Source organism: Veronia nyctiphanis (assembly GCF_004116385.1).
GTDB lineage: Bacteria > Pseudomonadota > Gammaproteobacteria > Enterobacterales > Vibrionaceae > Veronia > Veronia nyctiphanis.
Genome location: NZ_PEIB01000002.1, coordinates 23,290 through 40,199, shown reverse-complemented (window position 1 = coordinate 40,199; position 16,910 = coordinate 23,290). Strand labels below are relative to the sequence as shown.

Genomic DNA, 16,910 nt, shown 5'->3' with positions numbered 1-16,910 from the left:
GTCGATAAAAAAGGCCCGGAATATAGGTCTTCCAAGCCTTCTTTTTACAGTAATGATGACTATTCAATCAAACCGTATTCTTTATCCAAAATAGCAATAACTTCACTGCGTGGGTCACTTGGAATTGTCAGCGCTTCGCCAGCAATTTTGCTCGCTATACCCACATAAGTCTCTGATACAGCCATCATCACTTCTGTTGGCAGTTTGTAGCTTTGCGCCAACGCTTCTCGCTCTGGCATGCGGTCTTTGTTCAACAACACATCACTGTCTGGCACATTGTTGATCAACAACTGGCGGAAGCTTCTTTTGAGTTTTCGATGACTTTACCATCACGGTAAGCAGGCCCATCCCAAATTCTTGAGGAGTCAGGCGTACCCACCTCATCAATATAGATAAGCTTCTGAGTGCCATCGAGTTGCTCTACATAACCAAACTCAAACTTGGTATCCACAAAGATTTGATCGAGTTTCTCAAGCTCTTTGCTGATGAGAGCAAAACCTTCGGTCAATAGTTCTTCGTATTTCGCAACATCGTCAGCTGAATGGAAGTTAAACGCTGCTAAATTATCTGTAATGTTTTTTCGGGTGATATTCACATCGTCGACAGGGGGAACATCTGGCAGGTTGTTGATGATGCCTTTCGTCGACGGTGTAATGAGAATTTCAGGTAACTTCTGGTTGGCTTTTAAGCCTTCAGGTAAATCGATACCGCAAATGCTGCGAATGCCTTTTTCGTAATCACGCCACATGCTGCCGGTGATATATTGGCGCGCAATCGCTTCTACCCTGACGGTACTGGCTTTACGCACAATCCACACATATGGGTGTGGGATATCCACGATGTGATTACCAGCGAGGCCAGATTTATCAAATAGTTTGAACCAGTGAGCGGCAACTGTATTCAACGCGATCCCTTTGCCCGGCACCCCGTTAAGCCCATTCTCGCCTTGCCAAATGCAATCGAAAGCAGAAATCCTGTCTGAAATAACCATAATAGCTAGCTCGGTGCCTGCTGGAACGTCATAGCCTTTATCTTTAATCAAACGAGCGCTGTCTTGATCAGTCAACCAATAAACCGAACGCACTTTTCCACTGTGAACTGCACCTTTCGTGCGGATTGGTAGATCATCATTAACTTCTAAAACTTTGTAGCTAGTCATTAGCACTCCAAGGACGGGTATACCTTGCAAAAAGGAACATAAAACGACGGAATCTTTGGCACGCTATGGTAATCGTTAAGCACTGAGATCACAATCCAGCCGCGATTTATGAAGGCGAAAATACAGATATATTTCAGGATTTAAGGGCGTTGAAACCATATCAACCAACATAAGGAGATATTCGTCGCAACTTTTAGTTTTTCACCGTTTGATGTCTGCCAATAAGACACGCTTTATTTTTTCTATTTCAGATTCCACCTCACTATCGACAGCATGACCGATGTTTATTCTGAAACAATCCGAGTATAAACCCAGACCAGAAAATAAGGTCCCAAGCCTGATGTCTATCCCTGCTGTTATCACCTCCTTACTCAACGCATCTATGTCGACTCCCGGAATTTGAATCCACATAACCAACCCGCCTTTGGGATTACTGATCCTTGTAACTTCTGGTAAGTGAGCGCGTAGCAGCGACATGTAATCGCGTTTGTTTTTCAGAAGCTCAATTCGTTTTCTTTTGAGGTAACTTTGATATACGCCGCTTTGAATAAAATCTGCAATGGCGAGCTGCATATGGGTAGAAACACCAAAACTTCCGGAAGCAAAAAGCGCGGTATACGCAGTCAGGTATCTACCGGGCAGGCACCATCCCAAGCGATAGGAAGGCGAGAGTGTTTTTGAGACAGAGCCGCACCAAAGGATATAACCCTCTTCATCATAAAATTTCGCTGGTAATGGAGAGGCATTCGAATGTGAAAGCTCAATATAAACATCATCTTCAATAACAGGCGTTTTATATGTTGCCGCTAATCCGGCAAGGCGCTTTTTCTGCTCGACCGACATCGTGATCCCCTGAGGGTTCATATGTGTGGTGCAGAAGAGCCCTGCTTTGACATTGCCCTGTTTAAGGTGATGCTCAAATTGATCAAGGTCTATACCCTGCTCAGTGGAGGGAATTTCTACAATTTTTCTGCCCATGTGCTTCAGCAGTGCAAGAAGCCCATTAAAACAAGGGGAGCTAATGGCGACAGCGTCCCCCGTCTTGGTACATGTCTCTATTGCCGCCTTGACCGCAGGCATACACCCCCCAGTCACAACTACTTGGCTTGAAGAAAACGGAAAGCCCTGAAGGTGAAAGTGCTGAGACAACGCATTGCGCAATTGGAGCTCACCCTGTGGGTCTGGGTATTGTGCCAAACAGTCGTTAAGTCGTTTAGTTGCTCGTTTGAAACATTGCTCCATGGCCATTTTTGCCTTTTTATCCATGGTTGTGCTTGAGACACCAAGCGGTCCAGCGTGCGTAAGTGGACCGTAAACATTGAGTATCGGCTCAGTAACACTGCTTTCAAACTGACGCCATTCTGGTAACTCAGTCGTAGCAGGTGTATCAGCAACGAAGAAGCCCGCCTTTGGTCGCGAAATAATCCACCCTGCCGCTTCCAATTCCTGATAGCAATTCACTGCTGTTGACATGCTGACAACATGCTGTTTTGCCATAGATCTCAGTGAGGGAAGTTTATGCCCCTCCGGCAATTTACCTTCACCGATATCTCGTATAAATTTTTCCGCCAGTTGTTTATATCTAGCCACTTAATATTCCGCCTTCTTATATTTTCCTCTTTAATGCATCGGTGACTTCAAACAACCAACACACCTGCATTATGTCACTGCATCTCATAATCTGTACCTATCTTTTAGTTTAAATCTGTATCTGTACTCTTTTTCTCGACATGCACATACTGGATATCAAGCTAAGGTATACAGAAGGGGACAAGCGTAGAATGCATAAACAGGATTTTTTCTCAGCGTCTGTGATCATGCTGATTTGGGGTTTCAACTTCTCGATGATCAAAATGGGCGTCAATAATATTGACCCATTGATAATGACGCTGGCCGTTTCACCGCTGCCGTTATTCCGATGATATTTTTCATTAGAAAGCCTGACGTTGCATGGCGTTATCTGATTGGCTATGGCCTGTTTTTTGGCGTGGGAATTTGGGGGATGGCCTCCTGGTCTATCACCGCTGGTCTTTCTTCGGGGATGTCGTCTGTGTTAATGCAGACCAGTGTGTTGTTCAGCATCGTGGTGGGTGTCCTACTTTATAAAGATGTCATAACTAAACGAAAAGCCTTCGGTATCTCGCTTGCAATGGTGGGGCTGGCCATCTCGATTCTTTTCACTAACGGGAATGTCACTATTGAGGGGCTTGTACTCATCACTCTATCAGCAATGTCGTGGTCTATTGTTGGCGTCATCGTTAAATCAGCTAATGTGAAACAGGCCTTTGCATTCAATGTTTGGGGAATGGCATTTGCACCAATTCCACTCGTGTTGCTGGCCGTGGTAATTAATGGGCCTGACGTCATTTACCAAGCTATTAAAGACTGGAATACTGACACCACAGTAGCGATCTTGTTTCAGGCTTACCCAACGACACTACTGGGATACTGGGTATTTAACAGACTACTCATTCGTTACCCGCTGAGCACTGTGGCTCCGTTAACTTTACTGGTCCCTGTGTTCGCCTTGATCAGCGGTTTCATTATTTACGATGAAGTACTTAGCGTTCCTCAGATCAGCGCATGCGGTTTGTTCTTAACTGGGATACTGCTCATCGTTTGGTCTCCGGGAGCCAAAAAGGAAGAGAAAGAACCACAACAAAAACCTGTCAATCAGTAACTATTAACAACGAAATTTTAGTTTTTGTTTGCGCCATGGACCAATTTTTTTATCCATGGCTTTTTCTATACCACTCATATGTTTAGGTGCCTCTCGTCCACTGCTCCCGCATTTACCCTCTAAAAAAATGTGATATTGCTCCATTTTCAAAAATCGCTCAGTGCGCCCAGTCGAAAAAGTGATGCAAAATCCCGCTATTGACACATTTATAAATAAGTGTCTAGTTGCATAAATAACTCACGTCATCGGTCCCGGCTGACGTGCCTACATTGCTCTAAGGAGTAAGGGAATGAAGAATTTGTCTATAGTCAGGAAGCTGATTTTAGGAACGAGCTTTCTTGCTATCTTGATCGCAGGTACCGTTACTTGGGTTACCGTAAACAAAATCACACAACTTGCGAAAGACAATGCAAACAACGCGCTGTCAGCACAGGTCAGTGAAAAAGCTGAGTTTGCACACGGCTATTTTCAACGTTACCAAGCCATGGTTGATGTTTTTCTTGCTAACCAAGATCTCAAAAGTTTTGCTGAGGAACGTCAAAATAACTCAGCATCCTACGACACCCCCTTATTTGAAAAAATCCATACCAATATCAAGGTTGTCTCTGGTCTCGACCCAAAGCTAATTACCACTTTTTTTCTCATTGGGTAGCACTGGCGAATACTTCGACATTTCTGGGCGATATTTTGACCCAAACGTGAACCTTAAAGAACGCCCATGGTGGCAGCGTTCCGTTCAAGAAAAAGCACCGTGGCTGACTACCGCTATTGATATCCGTACGGGGAATCTCAGTGGCGCAATTTACGCACCGGTTTACGACCAATCAGGCAACCTTCTTTATATTGGCGGTGCCGATATCGATGTCACAGCGATCCAGAAGACGCTGCTTGATGATTTGAGATACCAAGGTGAAGGCACTCCTTTTGTTTTTAACGAAAAAGGCGAAGTGGTGCTTTTCTCTGGTAAAAATGCCGAAGAGTTAAAAAGCCTGTCACTCTCCGACCTCGACAAACAAGGTGATGGGTTCAGGCAACTAATAAGCTCACCAAACAATAACGCAACCTCTTTCCATCAGGTCACATGGCAAGGCGAAAAACAGGTTGTTGCCATTCGTACCATTAAGTCAGATCGTCCTCTCATGCAATGGTCTCTAGCGCTAATGGTTCCAGAATCTGTAGTGAATGGGCCAGTGAAAGCGGCAACAACCAGTGCGTTAATTTTCGCGGTTCTCAGTCTCGGACTTTTGACTGCTGCAATTGGTTTGTTCTCCAAGCGAGCACTTTTGCCACTGCATAACGCGGCAGCAGCAATGCGTGAAATTGCTCAAGGTGGCGGCGATCTGCGTCAGCGTCTTGAAAGCAAGCACCGTGATGAGGTGGGTCAGGTCGCTGAAGCCTTCAACCTGTTTACTGAGAAAATTCAGAATCTGGTGACTGATAGCACTTCGCTTGCTGGCAAAGTGCAGAATAACAGTGCCGAAATGCAAAAAGTGGTCAACGATACGCATCAGGCAATCAGTGCTCAGAAATATGAGCTGGAGATGATTGCAGCGGCAGCCACAGAAATGGGTCATGCTGTCAACGAGATCTCGCTTAACGCTGAAAAGACAAGGGAAATGACATCCAGCGCCGAGACAATGGTGTCTAACGGTAAAGCGAGTGTGGCGTCTTCAACCTCAAAAGTTGAGCAACTGACAACCGATATTATCTCCGCTGAGGAGATGGTGTCTCGCCTCCGTCAGGATGTTGATCAGATTGGTCAGATCCTGAATGTAATCGGCGATATTGCTGAGCAAACCAACTTGCTGGCGCTGAATGCGGCTATTGAAGCAGCAAGAGCGGGCGACCAAGGACGTGGTTTCGCGGTCGTTGCATCCGAAGTACGCAACCTTGCCAGCAAAACGCAAGAGTCGACAGTCAGTATTCGTGGCATTATCGAAAAACTGCAAACACAAACACATGAAGTTGATGCAGTGATGTCGCAAAACCGCAGTCAGGCCAATGACACGGTAGAAAGTGCCAGAGAACAAACACTGTTGCTTGAACAAATGATGGAAGCCATCAGTGGTATTCAGGCTCAAGCAGAGCAAATTGCCTGCGCCACTGCCGAACAAACACAAGTTGTGGCTGATATCAGCAAGAACGTTAACCGTGTCAATGACCTTAGCACCGAGACCGCTGACAAGATGGATAAGGCGGTAGCAGAAACAGACAACTTGAATGCAAACAACCAGCAGCTTCAGTCCTCAATGGCGCAGTTTAAAGTCTAATGTTTCTCTAAACTGGTCAATCGTTACTTTCAAAAAGGCCTGCCTATGCAGGCCTTTTTATGGCAAGTGTTCTCTCAATATTTACTTCCAACGAGCTGCGTAAAGAGTGGCAAAGCGCCAGACGTAAGTTAAAGGCGAGTAAAATCCCATTTATTCATGCCGTAGGTTTTGAAAGTGGTCTTATCGTCGTTACTCTACTCTTCACCGCATGGTTTCTATCAATTAGCTTTGTTGAGGCTTTAGCGCCTAAAGCCCGATTATTGATTTTCTTCTTTTCAACAATCGCATTGAATCTCCAACATGACAGTCATCAACCTTATTAGCGACTATCTGCCATCTTTTGACAATCATTGTCGACAATGTAATTGAGTCTATCTGTCTCGCAATCTCTGAAGGGTATGGTTTTTGTAAACTCAAGCTTCGGTAGAGTGGAAAGTTACATCCTGAGGAGAAAAAATTGATGAAATTCGTTCCCGTCGATCTGTCAAACAATCTTGCGACATGTCTAGATTTTAGAAAAGATGCATATCGAGTCACTTTTGGCAATACAGAAGGCTATTGCGAAAAAGCGACGTTGCAGTGGTTTAAAAACCTCGAGACTTATGAGGATGCAGGTTTCTTTCACCTGATGGATGGTGATATTTTTGCAGGCCAACTAGAGTTCAGAAATAAATTGATTGATGGAGACGGAACACTGTTTGGCTACATCAATCTCTTTTACCTTTCTCCTCGATATCGTCATCATGGACTAGGCGAAATGATGCAAGCATTCGCCTTTGAGGCTTTTAAAGCAAAGGGCTGCAAAAAAGCACGACTTCGCTTTTACTGGCGAAATGATATCGGCAAAGCATTTTATCTCAAGCATGGCTGGAAACCGGTAGGAAGTGAAGGTGAAAGAGGACAGTTAATGGAGAAAATATTATCTTGATATGAAATTACAATATGTTTCCCTAAATATCTGTTAACTCAGTAACATACTGACATATTATACCTTTCTTATTAGTCATCCAAATGACATAAACGTAACCAGACACTTGATGTTGCTATTCGTTTTAAAAAGCAAAGTGTCCATCGACTAAACATTTACATTGCGTGTGGTGATTTATTCATGGACATATCTACTTCGATCACTTCGAATTTACCCTCAGTTGCTCCGGTAAAACGGGACGCCCACCAGCAAAAAGACTGGTGGAACAACAAAAGCCCCAATGAAATTGATTGGTTCCGTCTCGCCAGAGAAAACGATAATGTGTTAAGCAACCGTGAAAGAGTCGACAACCTGATGCTTTCGCGTCTTGGAAACGTGCTCTCCAGCGTCGATTCCACGTATTACAGGGATCGACTTGAAGCCGTCAAACGCATATTGGAAAGCCGAGGAATTAATCCACAAAGTCACACCGAGCAACTTGGTCAACACGTAAGTACTTATGTGTAGTATCGGCAATTCAATGTCAATGTAGTATTGCTGGCGTTTCCTAGTTGCTCACTGATAGCCCTGTCTCGCTTTCACTAAGCCTGCATGTTTGGTTATCTTTGAAATAAGACAATGACGCACTCAAAACTCGCCTATCTTAAGCTAATGATTATTCGTTAGTAACGCTCAAATTAGGTATGCGAACCAACATATTCTCAGGCATTATTCCTTCCTACAGATCATTCTTCGGCTCTATGCTCAATGTTCGATACCTGCGATTGTGTTTGATCACATTTCTTTTTGTTGGCCTTAGTGGTTGTCATTCGATGACTGCCGTTACGCACATACCCAAATCCGACAACACACTTCCCATCAATCTCGCCGTCTTTCTGGATGGAACAGCAAACAGCGAAGCCAGTTACACCAATATCTCCAAGCTTCATAATTTGATGACATTGCAAGATGCTCCGCTGCTCAGAACCAGTTATATAAAAGGTGTGGGTACCGATGGCAGGGTGTTGGGAATGGCTCTTGGCTTTGGTATCGGTCACGATGTCAGGGAAGCCTATCTGTTTCTCGCCGAGAATTATGACCATAGACGTGGCGATACAGTGTATCTGTTTGGCTTTAGCGAGGCGCATTTGCAGCGCGTATACTCGCTGCAATGCTTTATGTGGCAGGATTACCTGATATTAGCCAAATACCTGAAAGCCAGCGCTACGAATACATTGTTAAAATTTATGACGCTTATAAAGGTATGAAAACAGAGGAACAACGCAGAAAATTAGTAGCAGAAGTGCTGGGTAAACAGCCCGTACCCGTTGATGTGAAATTTATGGGATTGTGGGACACTATTGAAGCGCTGGGTGTACCTGATTATGAAGAAAACTGGCGAGACCCAAACCTTAGGTATGGTGACCAGCTTTGTAATGTCGAAAAAGCCGCGCATGCCGTGTCGATTGACGATAGTCGTGCCAGAATTTTTACTCCTATATTACTGACAACCGATAACCTGACACGCACATGTCCATGGGTGGACACGGACAATGTTGTTGACGAAGTCTGGTTCGCGGGCGCACATTCAGACGTCGGTGGAGGCTATGCAGACACCAACATCAGCGGTATTTCATTAAACTGGATGATAAACCAAATCGAGGATTACAATCTGACTCCCGACAACGCTAGAGTTTACGCCGATCCTTTTGACCTCACTCATGACTCTGAAGCAGGGCTTTGGGGACTTATTTATCAGGCAAAATCGAGGGATCTTTATGCTTACTCTCAGCACAGTCGATACAACAAGAACAAGTTAAAAGTACATCGCTCTGTGTTTGAGCGGCTATCTTCAGTCATGCCCAAGGCCTTTGAGTTCCAGTGGCAGGCAGAAACAGGTTTCAAGCACTGCTTTGCCCCAAGCAAAAATGAGAGAGGAATGGACTACCTCCCCTCCTCTCAGTGCTTTGATGTTGTTGATTAAACGTTTATCGAATAAGAGAGTTCATCAAACATGTGCTCTTCTTCTTTTAAACGGGTTAATGTTATCAAGAAAGTTCCCCGCAGCATTGGCAACATTCCTAACGCCCTTCCTAACACCTCGGCCGAAGTTAGACACCGTATTACCCACCCCATCGTAGACACGGTTAAATGCGCCTTGAACGCGTTGAGCGCCTCTATGAAAGCGAGAGTTGTTACCAAGGCCAGGAACATCTGGAGCGTTATTGCTGAAGCCGGCATGTAAAACTCCGCCTAACGGTGTCCTATCAATAGCTTTGCCTAATGAGTCCAACTCTGGATTTCTCGTATTAGGTAAAATACCTCTGACAACCTGTTTTACGAACCCCTTTCCCGCATTGATGATAGTCGGAATCGGCGGAGGTAATGGTAAGAAGCCAGCGGCATAAGCGCCTTTTTCTACAGCAAGCTCTCCAAGGTTTTCCAAAGATAGGTTGTTATAGAAATCTTTCTTTGCCTGATAAACACCACCAGCACCGACAACATCTTAACCAAGCTGAGCAACTTCAGACGTTTGAAGCCCTCTATCAGCAGAGTTAGCAATAAAGTTACGCCCTGCGGAAACCAAAGTTCCTGGGCTTATCGGTCCAGGGATCGGATCTGGTAAGAAGCCAACTGCGGTGTCAAACAAGGTGTATGTAATTATCCTTCCGCCTGCGCGGATATCATCTGATAAGGGGTTGTTACCAAAAAGCTTGTGAACATTCCGACTTTTAGCAATCGAAATACCCGCACCAACAATTGACGAAGCAGGGCCCGAGATTTGGGACGTAATTACTGTTCTTGCCGCACCTGCTGCTGCATCGTAATACCCATTAAAACACTCTTGCGGTGTCTGCTCGATATTCAAAAAGCCGGGTGAAGAGCGATAGCTTGATGAAGAAGGTGCACGTTTATAGGTGGGGACATTATTCGTATTACTTGAACGGTTCCCCGGGGAGTTAAACGATGAGCTTTGAGAGCGATATGATGAACTCTTCCCTGTTCCAACGCTAGTGCGCGTGTAAACCGAACTCGGAGAGGATCCAGAGCTCGAATAATTGATGGGGCTCGACGAATATGACGACGAATTCAAGCTTACATTATTACTTGGAATAAACGTCGAAGACGAGGAAGTTAAATCTGCCTGACTGCGGCGACCAATGCCTGATGGCGTTGAACCACTAGAGCTTAATGTTTTTGCTTCGTCTTGCCGAATTTTTCTGGTTATCATTTGATTCGATGGGAACCCAACCATTTTTTCTCATTGGATCACTTACTGACACTGTTTGTACCATTTTTAGCTCCTTGCTTTTTGTTTGCTTACTTTATTAATCACTCCAGAAATTGAGTAGAAATGGTGGTTTCTTGATTAATAATTTGGAAAGAACAAAACAAGATATAATCCAGTAAATTACCAGGTATATTGATATCCATATTCACCATTTCAATATCTTTTTGAATTCTTAAGCGTATGCGCTCCCAATACCTTTCGAAACCTAAACTCCATTGCTGAATCACAGATGATGCGATAGAAATAAAAAAATATTTGTTTGTACAAAATTCCTGACTTTCACAGATTTTTGATAATTCGACATTACTTAGAAGGGTATTTCCCTCAGCAACCCGATAACACCATATTTTTTCATCCATGGTTAATATCCTCCTACGGAACCAGACGTCACTACCCCCGAAATAAAAGATAATAAAAGCAGCAAGTTACTTGGATCTAACGATGTAAGTGAAACGTAGGTGTCATTTGGAGGTAGTTCAGGATTACTTGGCTGTATACCGAGTTTTCTCATCATGGCATCGTAGGCAATAGCTTCTGAAATCGGATCAGACGTACGCGCTTTTACAAACAAATATTCATTGAACCAACTGCCGTCCATGTTCGTCCATGGCCGATACCAAAATTCGTTCCACGTAGCATTTTTCATATATCAACGATCCTCACAAAATCAATTCACGAAAATACCCTTGAAGTATGCTTAAATACTAATGTGAATATGATTTACTATGGTTATATTATATAAAAATATTATTTTTTTGTTAGTAGTACTTTTTAGGAAGGATTTCTGAAAATATCACTTCTTGAAACAAACACAATTAATTCCATTTAGAAAGAGAAACAAATAAGTCAGAAATAAAATGCGTAAAAATAACTTATATTTAATAGTTAATTCAATAAATAAAATATGAATTATACATTTGAAGTAACAAATAAAATTTATCGTTTCCTTTATTTTTGGTTAAAGCGATAAATATAACTTTCTTCGCTTTAACCAATATTCATGAACGATCAGAACTCACATCCAATTCGGTTTCAAATCCTCGACTCTATGTAAAGCATCATCCAGAATCTTTATTCCTTCCGTCTTGTCGACAAAAGGCACCGTTTGTCGTCCACTCGCAAGCACGATTTTAAGTTGTCCAACATTTGCCGACTTCTGCCATACAGTCTGGCTCCAGCGAGTTTGTTGCAGTTTATATAGCGGAACTATGCATTGGTCGACACCGAGAAAGCCCTTTCGGACGTAAAGATATTGCTCATCATGTGCATAACCCCAACGCCACCAACGAATGAAGATGGCCAATGCTAATAATGGAAGCGTTATCAGGCAGAATATCGCTACGTTTGAATTATTTAACGTGAAACCAAGGAGAGATATCAACGAAAGGACAGCCGAAAACATAGACAGCCTACTGACCATGTACCCTTTACCAATACGTTTGTATGTTATTCCAGAAAGCCGATTCTCTGGCCATGCGTCTGTTGACAGTTCAAACGCTTCTTTTGGCGTTACTGATGGCACAAGCAGGTTTTTTGACTGCGCGGTCTCACTGTTGTTTGTTGAACCAGATTGGAGAAGCTTTACATTTACCCGTCCAAGAAGCATATCAAGCCAATCTCTTTTGAGCACAATTTGCTGCAGTCTGCTGAGCTTTATAGTGACTTCATGTTTTGTTAAAAGGCCACTTCGACGAATATACCTCTCGTCATCCCGGCTGAGTGTAAAACCATAGAATGTAATGATTGCGCCGAGAATGGAAAGTGATACCAAGACCAAAAACACAGTCAATGCCAAAGATAAAAAGAACACGACAACAGTGACTAACGAACTTTTTGTCGGATCAAGCATCGCTATCAAGTCGAGATCTAAGTAGCTCGAGGCGGCCTCAAGGTAATCAATAATTTCATCCGTAAATGGGCTGAGGGCACCCAGCATAATCCAAACTCTGTTGCTGCTGATGCCATGCAATACTAAATCAAACAGTGAACGCTGATTAATGATGACTTCACCAGAATGATCAGCAAACGTAGATTCAGCGTCCACATTGATATCAGCACCTAATGCGACTTTTTGTAGTATTTCGGCTTTAAGATCTTCTGCATAGCTTTTGCTCAGGGCGTAAAGTTTTGCTTCTTGATCACTCGAACCAGCCGTATCCAGCTCGACACACACGTGCCCGGTAAATCGATAGTAAATTGGCTGAACAATCCGAACATTCTGAATACGCTCATAAGGCAAATCCAACGCTGTCTTTTGCAGCACACCAGAGCGAATTTCGACATGTCCCTGATGGACGCGGTAACGGTATGCGCGAAACGTCAGCACCGAATAGACAGAAACGAGAGTCAGCATCAGCAGAGCAGCCAAAGCCAAATAATGCGGATATTCAATGACGGTGTTCCAGCCCACAACGAGTGCTGGCAATAGATAAAGAATGTTTGATGCAGCAAACTTTAGGATGTTAACCAACACGTACAAAAGTGCAATCGGGGATAAGCGACGCCATCCGACGCTATTGGATGTGGCTTCCGGTTCTAATATTGATGGATTAGTCATGACGTGTGAGGTCTCCATGACCAAGAATAAACTGACGGATTTCTTTGGCTTTTTCTTCAGGCAAGCCTGGTATAGAAAACGTGCCCGAGTCACCGCCGGCACTGAATACCTCTAATGTAGCCAGTCCCGCCTTTCTTTCTATCGGGCCTCGGGTCAGTTCTACATGCTGAACACGCAGCATTGGTTGAGTAATAATGGAACGAAAAACCAGGCCGCTCCGTACACTGATATCCTGCTCTCTCAGACTGAAACCTATTCGCTTGTCTGCAAAATAGCCCCAAATAACGCCAATGGGTATTGCGAGGGCACATAATACATTCAAGCATGTAATCAATAACATCCAGTTTTCGGACACGGGCAACCATCTCAACGCCACGCTGCCAGCGAAAATCAGCGTATTGGTTAAAAGCCTGAGCCAGATGTTCACGGTAAAATAGGTGGGGCTGAGTTTATCCCATGACAATGACTGCAAAGATGGCAGCTCATCATCGGTAATCTGGCGGTTAGAAAATGCTGGCGACGTATCCATGATAAGGTCTCGATATATCAAACATTGTTCGTCTGATTAAATCACAACCGCAACCACCTAAACACCTGAATATTAAGTCGCTATCAAATTTTTCTGACTTAACACAAGTTAATTCGCCACCAGCATAATAATGTTAATTTACTTCATGGTTGTAAAAAACTAGATGCGCTTGCCCAACGCTTCGCTTATGTCGTCCAGACTTGCGGGATCATCAATTGTCGACGGCACAGTATATTCCTCACCATCGGCAATCTGTCTGATAATGCGACGAAGAATTTTTCCTGAACGAGTCTTTGGCAGGCGGTTGACGATAACAGCTTGATTAAAGCAAGCAATTGCACCCAACTCACTGCGCACTTTATCCACCAGTTGACCTTCGATATTTCCATCACAAGATAAGTACCCGTCTTTCAAAACCACCAAACCAAGGGGTAACTGACCTTTAAGTTCATCATGTTTTCCGACAATTGCACACTCTGCGACAGCTTGGTGCGCACCGACAATTTCTTCCATTTCTCCGGTGGAAAGGCGGTGGCCCGCGACATTGATAACATCATCTATGCGTCCCATAACAAACACATAGCCGTCTTCATCAATGTAGCCACCATCGCCTGAGGCGTAATAGCCGGGAAACTGGGTAAGGTAACCAGACTCAAACCTCGCATGATCTCCCCAAATACTCGGGAGGCACGACGGCGGCAAAGGGCGCTTAATCGCAATATAGCCTTGCTGGTTAGCCGCAGCTGGTTCACCATCTGCATCCAATATTTCAATGCGGTAGCCCGGGTGGTTTTGTTGCTGAGCCTGCCTTCACATCGAAGACTTCAATACCAACAGGTTCGTCGCAATCGCCCAACCAGTTTCCGTCTGCCACCAGTGGTCAATGACGGGCTTACCCGTAACTTCTTCTACCCAGTTCAATGTGGAAGGATCGAGCCTCTCTCCAGCCATGAAAATATGGCGCAAAGCATCCATCGAATATTTGCGGGCCTCAATACCTTCCGGATCTTCTTTCTTGATTGCTCTGAATGCAGTGGGTGCAGAGAAGAGAACATTCACCTGATATTCTTCACACACTCGCCAAAAAGCGCCGGGATCCGGTGTTTTAACTGGCTTACCCTCAAACATTATTGTGGTGCAGCCATGAATAAGCGGAGCATAAACGATGTAAGAATGGCCGACGACCCAGCCCACATCTGATGCAGCCCAAAAGACATCGGCTAGTTTGGTGCCATATACAGCCTCCATACTGTATTTCATCGCCACCGCATGTCCACCGTTATCCCGCACTACTCCCTTCGGCTTCCCTGTCGTACCAGACGTATAGAGGATATAAAGTGGGTCCGTCGCCAATAAAGGGATGCATTCTAATTGAGGCGAGGAATCGGCCAACAAACCTTGCCAATCTTTATCGAGATCACTGCTTAACGCCGCTTTGCATTCTTCCCGCTGTAACACGATCACCGAGCCGGGTTGCCAGTCGCTTTGTTCCAATGCGTTATCGACCAACGGCTTGTAAGGGATAATTTTATCAAGCTCAATGCCACAACTTGCTGTTAACAACACTTTGGGTTGCGCATCATCGATGCGTGTCGCCAATTCATGGGCAGCAAAACCACCAAAAACGACCGAGTGCACAGCGCCCAGTCTCGCACACGCCAGCATCGCGATCGCTGCCTCAGGGACCATAGGCATATAGATCACCACCCTATCCCCTTTAGATACCCCCTGCTGTGACAACATGCCCGCAGTCAACGCCACTTCGTCCCTAAGCTGCGTATATGTGTAACGTTTTACGGAGTTGGTGACTGGCGAATCATAAATCAAGGCAGTTTGTTGCCCTCGCCCCTGCTCAATATGGTAATCCAGTGCCAGATAGGCTGTATTTAAAACACCGTCTGCAAACCAACGGTCAGCACCATTCGCATCTTTTGACAGTATTTGTTTTGGCTCGACAAACCATTGAATATTTTTTGCTTGTTGTTGCCAGAAAAGTTCGGGTTCAGAAATCGATGCTTCATAAATCTGCTGATAACTTGTCATTACCAAGTCCTTCTTCAGAAAATATACAGGGGAATTCGGCGTTCTTGCGTCCGACTAAAAAAACTGTTTACTGCCCAGACAATTTGTCATTTCGATTGCCTTTGCGTATTACCAGTCTAGGCAGACAAATGAGAGATCCTTGTGTCGTATCTGAAAATCCACGTATCCAATAGTGACAAATAACGCCTTCGAATAAAGAAAGTTATCTCGATCGGAAATTGAAATTTTATCAGTAATTACGCACTAATATTCATACTTCTGATCAGAAAAAGCGTATGCTCCTCGCCGTGTAATTTTCACAAAAATATCTAGCGCAAGACTTTCACAGGAGTCAACAATGATTCGTTCTGCAACACTTTCTGATTGTCTTAATATCACTGCATTATCTTTACAGGTTTGGCTGGACAGCTATACCCTGCAAGGTATTCGGAAAGAGATTTCTCAATATGTTTTAGACACACTGACTGTTGAACATTTTGAAAGGCTCCTTCAACAGAAGGAAAAGCGTGTCCTTCTGTATGAAAAAGACCAACATTTAGTTGGGCTTCTTATTTTAGATTTATCCTCCAAGTTTGTTGATAAACCAGATGCCGGCTATGAAATAGAAACCCTCTATGTGTCCCGACATTTTCAGGGACAAGATATTGGCAGAGCGTTACTCCAAGAGGCTGTTTCTGGGTATGGTAGCCCAATGTGGCTATCCACATGGATACACAACACACCCGCGTTAGCGTTTTATGAGCGGCTGGGATTTACCATTATCGGAGAAGTGAGTTTTCTGCTTGATGGAGAAACTCATGCAAACCATGTTCTCGCTTACACTGCTGAATCGGGATCGTCTTTGTAAATGATTCACATGAATGAATTGGCGACTTTCTTTTGCAAAGGAGCGACTCTTCGCGACAATAACCGCCAATCAAATACCCGATCCTTTCAGACAAGTTGTACGTTGTGAATAAACTTAAAACCAGTATCCACCCTGATGTCGAGCCGCTTGAAGACAAAAGCCAGTTTACCCGCCTTGCGACACGAGCCATTACAATAAAAGAGAACAAAATTTTATTGATGTACACAGAGCGATATCAGGACTACTCACTACCGGGTGGTGGTGTGGATGCAGGTGAAGATATTGAAGCGGGTCTTGTTCGTGAGTTACAAGAAGAAACAGGCGCACAAAATATCAGAAATGTCGTCGCTTATGGCCTGTATGAAGAGTTCCGCCCTTGGTACAAAGCTGAGTTCGATGTCGTGCACATGCTGTCGTACTGCTTTACCTGTGACGTAGATGAAGAGCTCGGCGCAGTAAAACTCGAGGACTATGAGATTAAGAATGGTATGCGAGCTGAGTGGGTAGATATCGACCAAGCAATCGCGCATAACCTGAATACTATTGAGAACTCGGCGAAAAAAGGCCTTTCAATAGAAAGAGAAACGTATTTACTGCAACACATTCGGCTCAACGAATGAGATAAC

General features: G+C 44.2%; 14 protein-coding genes and 4 pseudogenes. 9 read left to right on the top strand and 9 right to left on the bottom strand.

Features of this window, described 5'->3' with window-relative positions; translation table 11 throughout:
• Positions 1-59 precede the first annotated feature (59 nt).
• A pseudogene (locus CS022_RS02105) lies at positions 60-1,159 on the bottom strand (phosphoribosylaminoimidazolesuccinocarboxamide synthase).
• Positions 1,160-1,360: 201 nt separating this feature from the next.
• Positions 1,361-2,749 carry an aminotransferase-like domain-containing protein gene (locus CS022_RS02100; protein ID WP_129120896.1) on the bottom strand — a complete coding sequence of 463 codons (1,389 nt, stop codon included), beginning with the start codon at positions 2,747-2,749 and terminating at the stop codon, positions 1,361-1,363.
• Between the two features lie 191 nt (positions 2,750-2,940).
• On the opposite strand from CS022_RS02100, the pseudogene CS022_RS02095 reads away from it, so the two are divergent.
• From CS022_RS02095 to CS022_RS02060, 7 genes and pseudogenes are all read left to right on the top strand, one after another.
• Positions 2,941-3,839: pseudogene (locus CS022_RS02095) on the top strand (EamA family transporter).
• Positions 3,840-4,128: 289 nt separating this feature from the next.
• Positions 4,129-4,491 (top strand): hypothetical protein, encoded by a 363-nt coding sequence (locus CS022_RS02090; RefSeq protein ID WP_129120895.1) that lies wholly within the window; start codon positions 4,129-4,131, stop codon positions 4,489-4,491.
• A 46-nt stretch (positions 4,492-4,537) separates the two neighbouring features.
• A complete protein-coding gene (locus tag CS022_RS02085) occupies positions 4,538-6,109 on the top strand; it encodes a methyl-accepting chemotaxis protein (protein ID WP_161569529.1) in 1,572 nt (523 codons plus the stop codon).
• Between the two features lie 59 nt (positions 6,110-6,168).
• On the top strand, positions 6,169-6,432 hold the full coding sequence (locus CS022_RS02080; protein WP_129120893.1) for a chlorhexidine efflux transporter: 264 nt from the start codon (positions 6,169-6,171) through the stop codon (positions 6,430-6,432).
• Positions 6,433-6,569: 137 nt separating this feature from the next.
• Complete coding sequence (locus CS022_RS02075) at positions 6,570-7,037, top strand: GNAT family N-acetyltransferase (protein ID WP_129121129.1); 468 nt, start codon at positions 6,570-6,572, stop codon at positions 7,035-7,037.
• Positions 7,038-7,217: 180 nt separating this feature from the next.
• Positions 7,218-7,544, top strand: a complete 327-nt coding sequence (locus tag CS022_RS02070) for a hypothetical protein (protein ID WP_129120892.1) — start codon at positions 7,218-7,220, stop codon at positions 7,542-7,544.
• Positions 7,545-7,720: 176 nt separating this feature from the next.
• Positions 7,721-9,000, top strand: a pseudogene (locus CS022_RS02060) (phospholipase effector Tle1 domain-containing protein).
• Between the two features lie 24 nt (positions 9,001-9,024).
• Here the strand turns inward: CS022_RS02060 and CS022_RS02055 are convergent.
• The 7 genes and pseudogenes from CS022_RS02055 to CS022_RS02025 form a co-directional block, all read right to left on the bottom strand.
• On the bottom strand, positions 9,025-9,462 hold the full coding sequence (locus tag CS022_RS02055; protein ID WP_129120889.1) for a hypothetical protein: 438 nt from the start codon (positions 9,460-9,462) through the stop codon (positions 9,025-9,027).
• A 60-nt stretch (positions 9,463-9,522) separates the two neighbouring features.
• Entirely contained in the window at positions 9,523-10,272 is a 750-nt protein-coding gene (locus CS022_RS02050) for a hypothetical protein (protein ID WP_129120888.1), read from the bottom strand.
• Between the two features lie 77 nt (positions 10,273-10,349).
• Positions 10,350-10,667 carry a hypothetical protein gene (locus tag CS022_RS02045; protein ID WP_129120887.1) on the bottom strand — a complete coding sequence of 106 codons (318 nt, stop codon included), beginning with the start codon at positions 10,665-10,667 and terminating at the stop codon, positions 10,350-10,352.
• Positions 10,668-10,669: 2 nt separating this feature from the next.
• The gene (locus CS022_RS02040; protein ID WP_129120886.1) at positions 10,670-10,954 is read right to left on the bottom strand and encodes a hypothetical protein; all 285 of its coding nucleotides are present in this window, start codon (positions 10,952-10,954) and stop codon (positions 10,670-10,672) included.
• 369 nt (positions 10,955-11,323) lie between these two features.
• Positions 11,324-12,865: a PH domain-containing protein gene (locus tag CS022_RS02035; RefSeq protein ID WP_161569526.1), complete on the bottom strand. Its 1,542-nt coding sequence runs from the start codon at positions 12,863-12,865 to the stop codon at positions 11,324-11,326.
• A complete protein-coding gene (locus CS022_RS02030) occupies positions 12,858-13,394 on the bottom strand; it encodes a PH domain-containing protein (RefSeq protein WP_129120884.1) in 537 nt (178 codons plus the stop codon). Before CS022_RS02030 ends, CS022_RS02035 begins: the two co-directional genes overlap by 8 nt.
• Before the next feature lie 159 nt (positions 13,395-13,553).
• Positions 13,554-15,437, bottom strand: a pseudogene (locus CS022_RS02025) (propionyl-CoA synthetase).
• Positions 15,438-15,774: 337 nt separating this feature from the next.
• On the opposite strand from CS022_RS02025, the gene CS022_RS02020 reads away from it, so the two are divergent.
• Positions 15,775-16,284 carry a GNAT family N-acetyltransferase gene (locus tag CS022_RS02020; RefSeq protein WP_129120883.1) on the top strand — a complete coding sequence of 170 codons (510 nt, stop codon included), beginning with the start codon at positions 15,775-15,777 and terminating at the stop codon, positions 16,282-16,284.
• A gap of 104 nt (positions 16,285-16,388) precedes the next feature.
• Positions 16,389-16,904 carry an NUDIX hydrolase gene (locus tag CS022_RS02015; RefSeq protein WP_129120882.1) on the top strand — a complete coding sequence of 172 codons (516 nt, stop codon included), beginning with the start codon at positions 16,389-16,391 and terminating at the stop codon, positions 16,902-16,904.
• The last annotated feature ends 6 nt before the right edge of the window (positions 16,905-16,910 follow it).

Bases quoted from the DNA above. Each gene is read 5' to 3' on its own strand.
- CS022_RS02050 (WP_129120888.1), bottom strand. From the start codon at position 10,272: ATGGTTGGGTTCCCATCGAATCAAATGATAACCAGAAAAATTCGGCAA.
- CS022_RS02080 (WP_129120893.1), top strand. From the start codon at position 6,169: ATGGCAAGTGTTCTCTCAATATTTACTTCCAACGAGCTGCGTAAAGAG.
- CS022_RS02030 (WP_129120884.1), bottom strand. From the start codon at position 13,394: ATGGATACGTCGCCAGCATTTTCTAACCGCCAGATTACCGATGATGAG.
- CS022_RS02090 (WP_129120895.1), top strand. From the start codon at position 4,129: ATGAAGAATTTGTCTATAGTCAGGAAGCTGATTTTAGGAACGAGCTTT.
- CS022_RS02075 (WP_129121129.1), top strand. From the start codon at position 6,570: ATGAAATTCGTTCCCGTCGATCTGTCAAACAATCTTGCGACATGTCTA.
- CS022_RS02040 (WP_129120886.1), bottom strand. From the start codon at position 10,954: ATGAAAAATGCTACGTGGAACGAATTTTGGTATCGGCCATGGACGAAC.
- CS022_RS02020 (WP_129120883.1), top strand. From the start codon at position 15,775: ATGATTCGTTCTGCAACACTTTCTGATTGTCTTAATATCACTGCATTA.
- CS022_RS02035 (WP_161569526.1), bottom strand. From the start codon at position 12,865: ATGACTAATCCATCAATATTAGAACCGGAAGCCACATCCAATAGCGTC.
- CS022_RS02070 (WP_129120892.1), top strand. From the start codon at position 7,218: ATGGACATATCTACTTCGATCACTTCGAATTTACCCTCAGTTGCTCCG.
- CS022_RS02045 (WP_129120887.1), bottom strand. From the start codon at position 10,667: ATGGATGAAAAAATATGGTGTTATCGGGTTGCTGAGGGAAATACCCTT.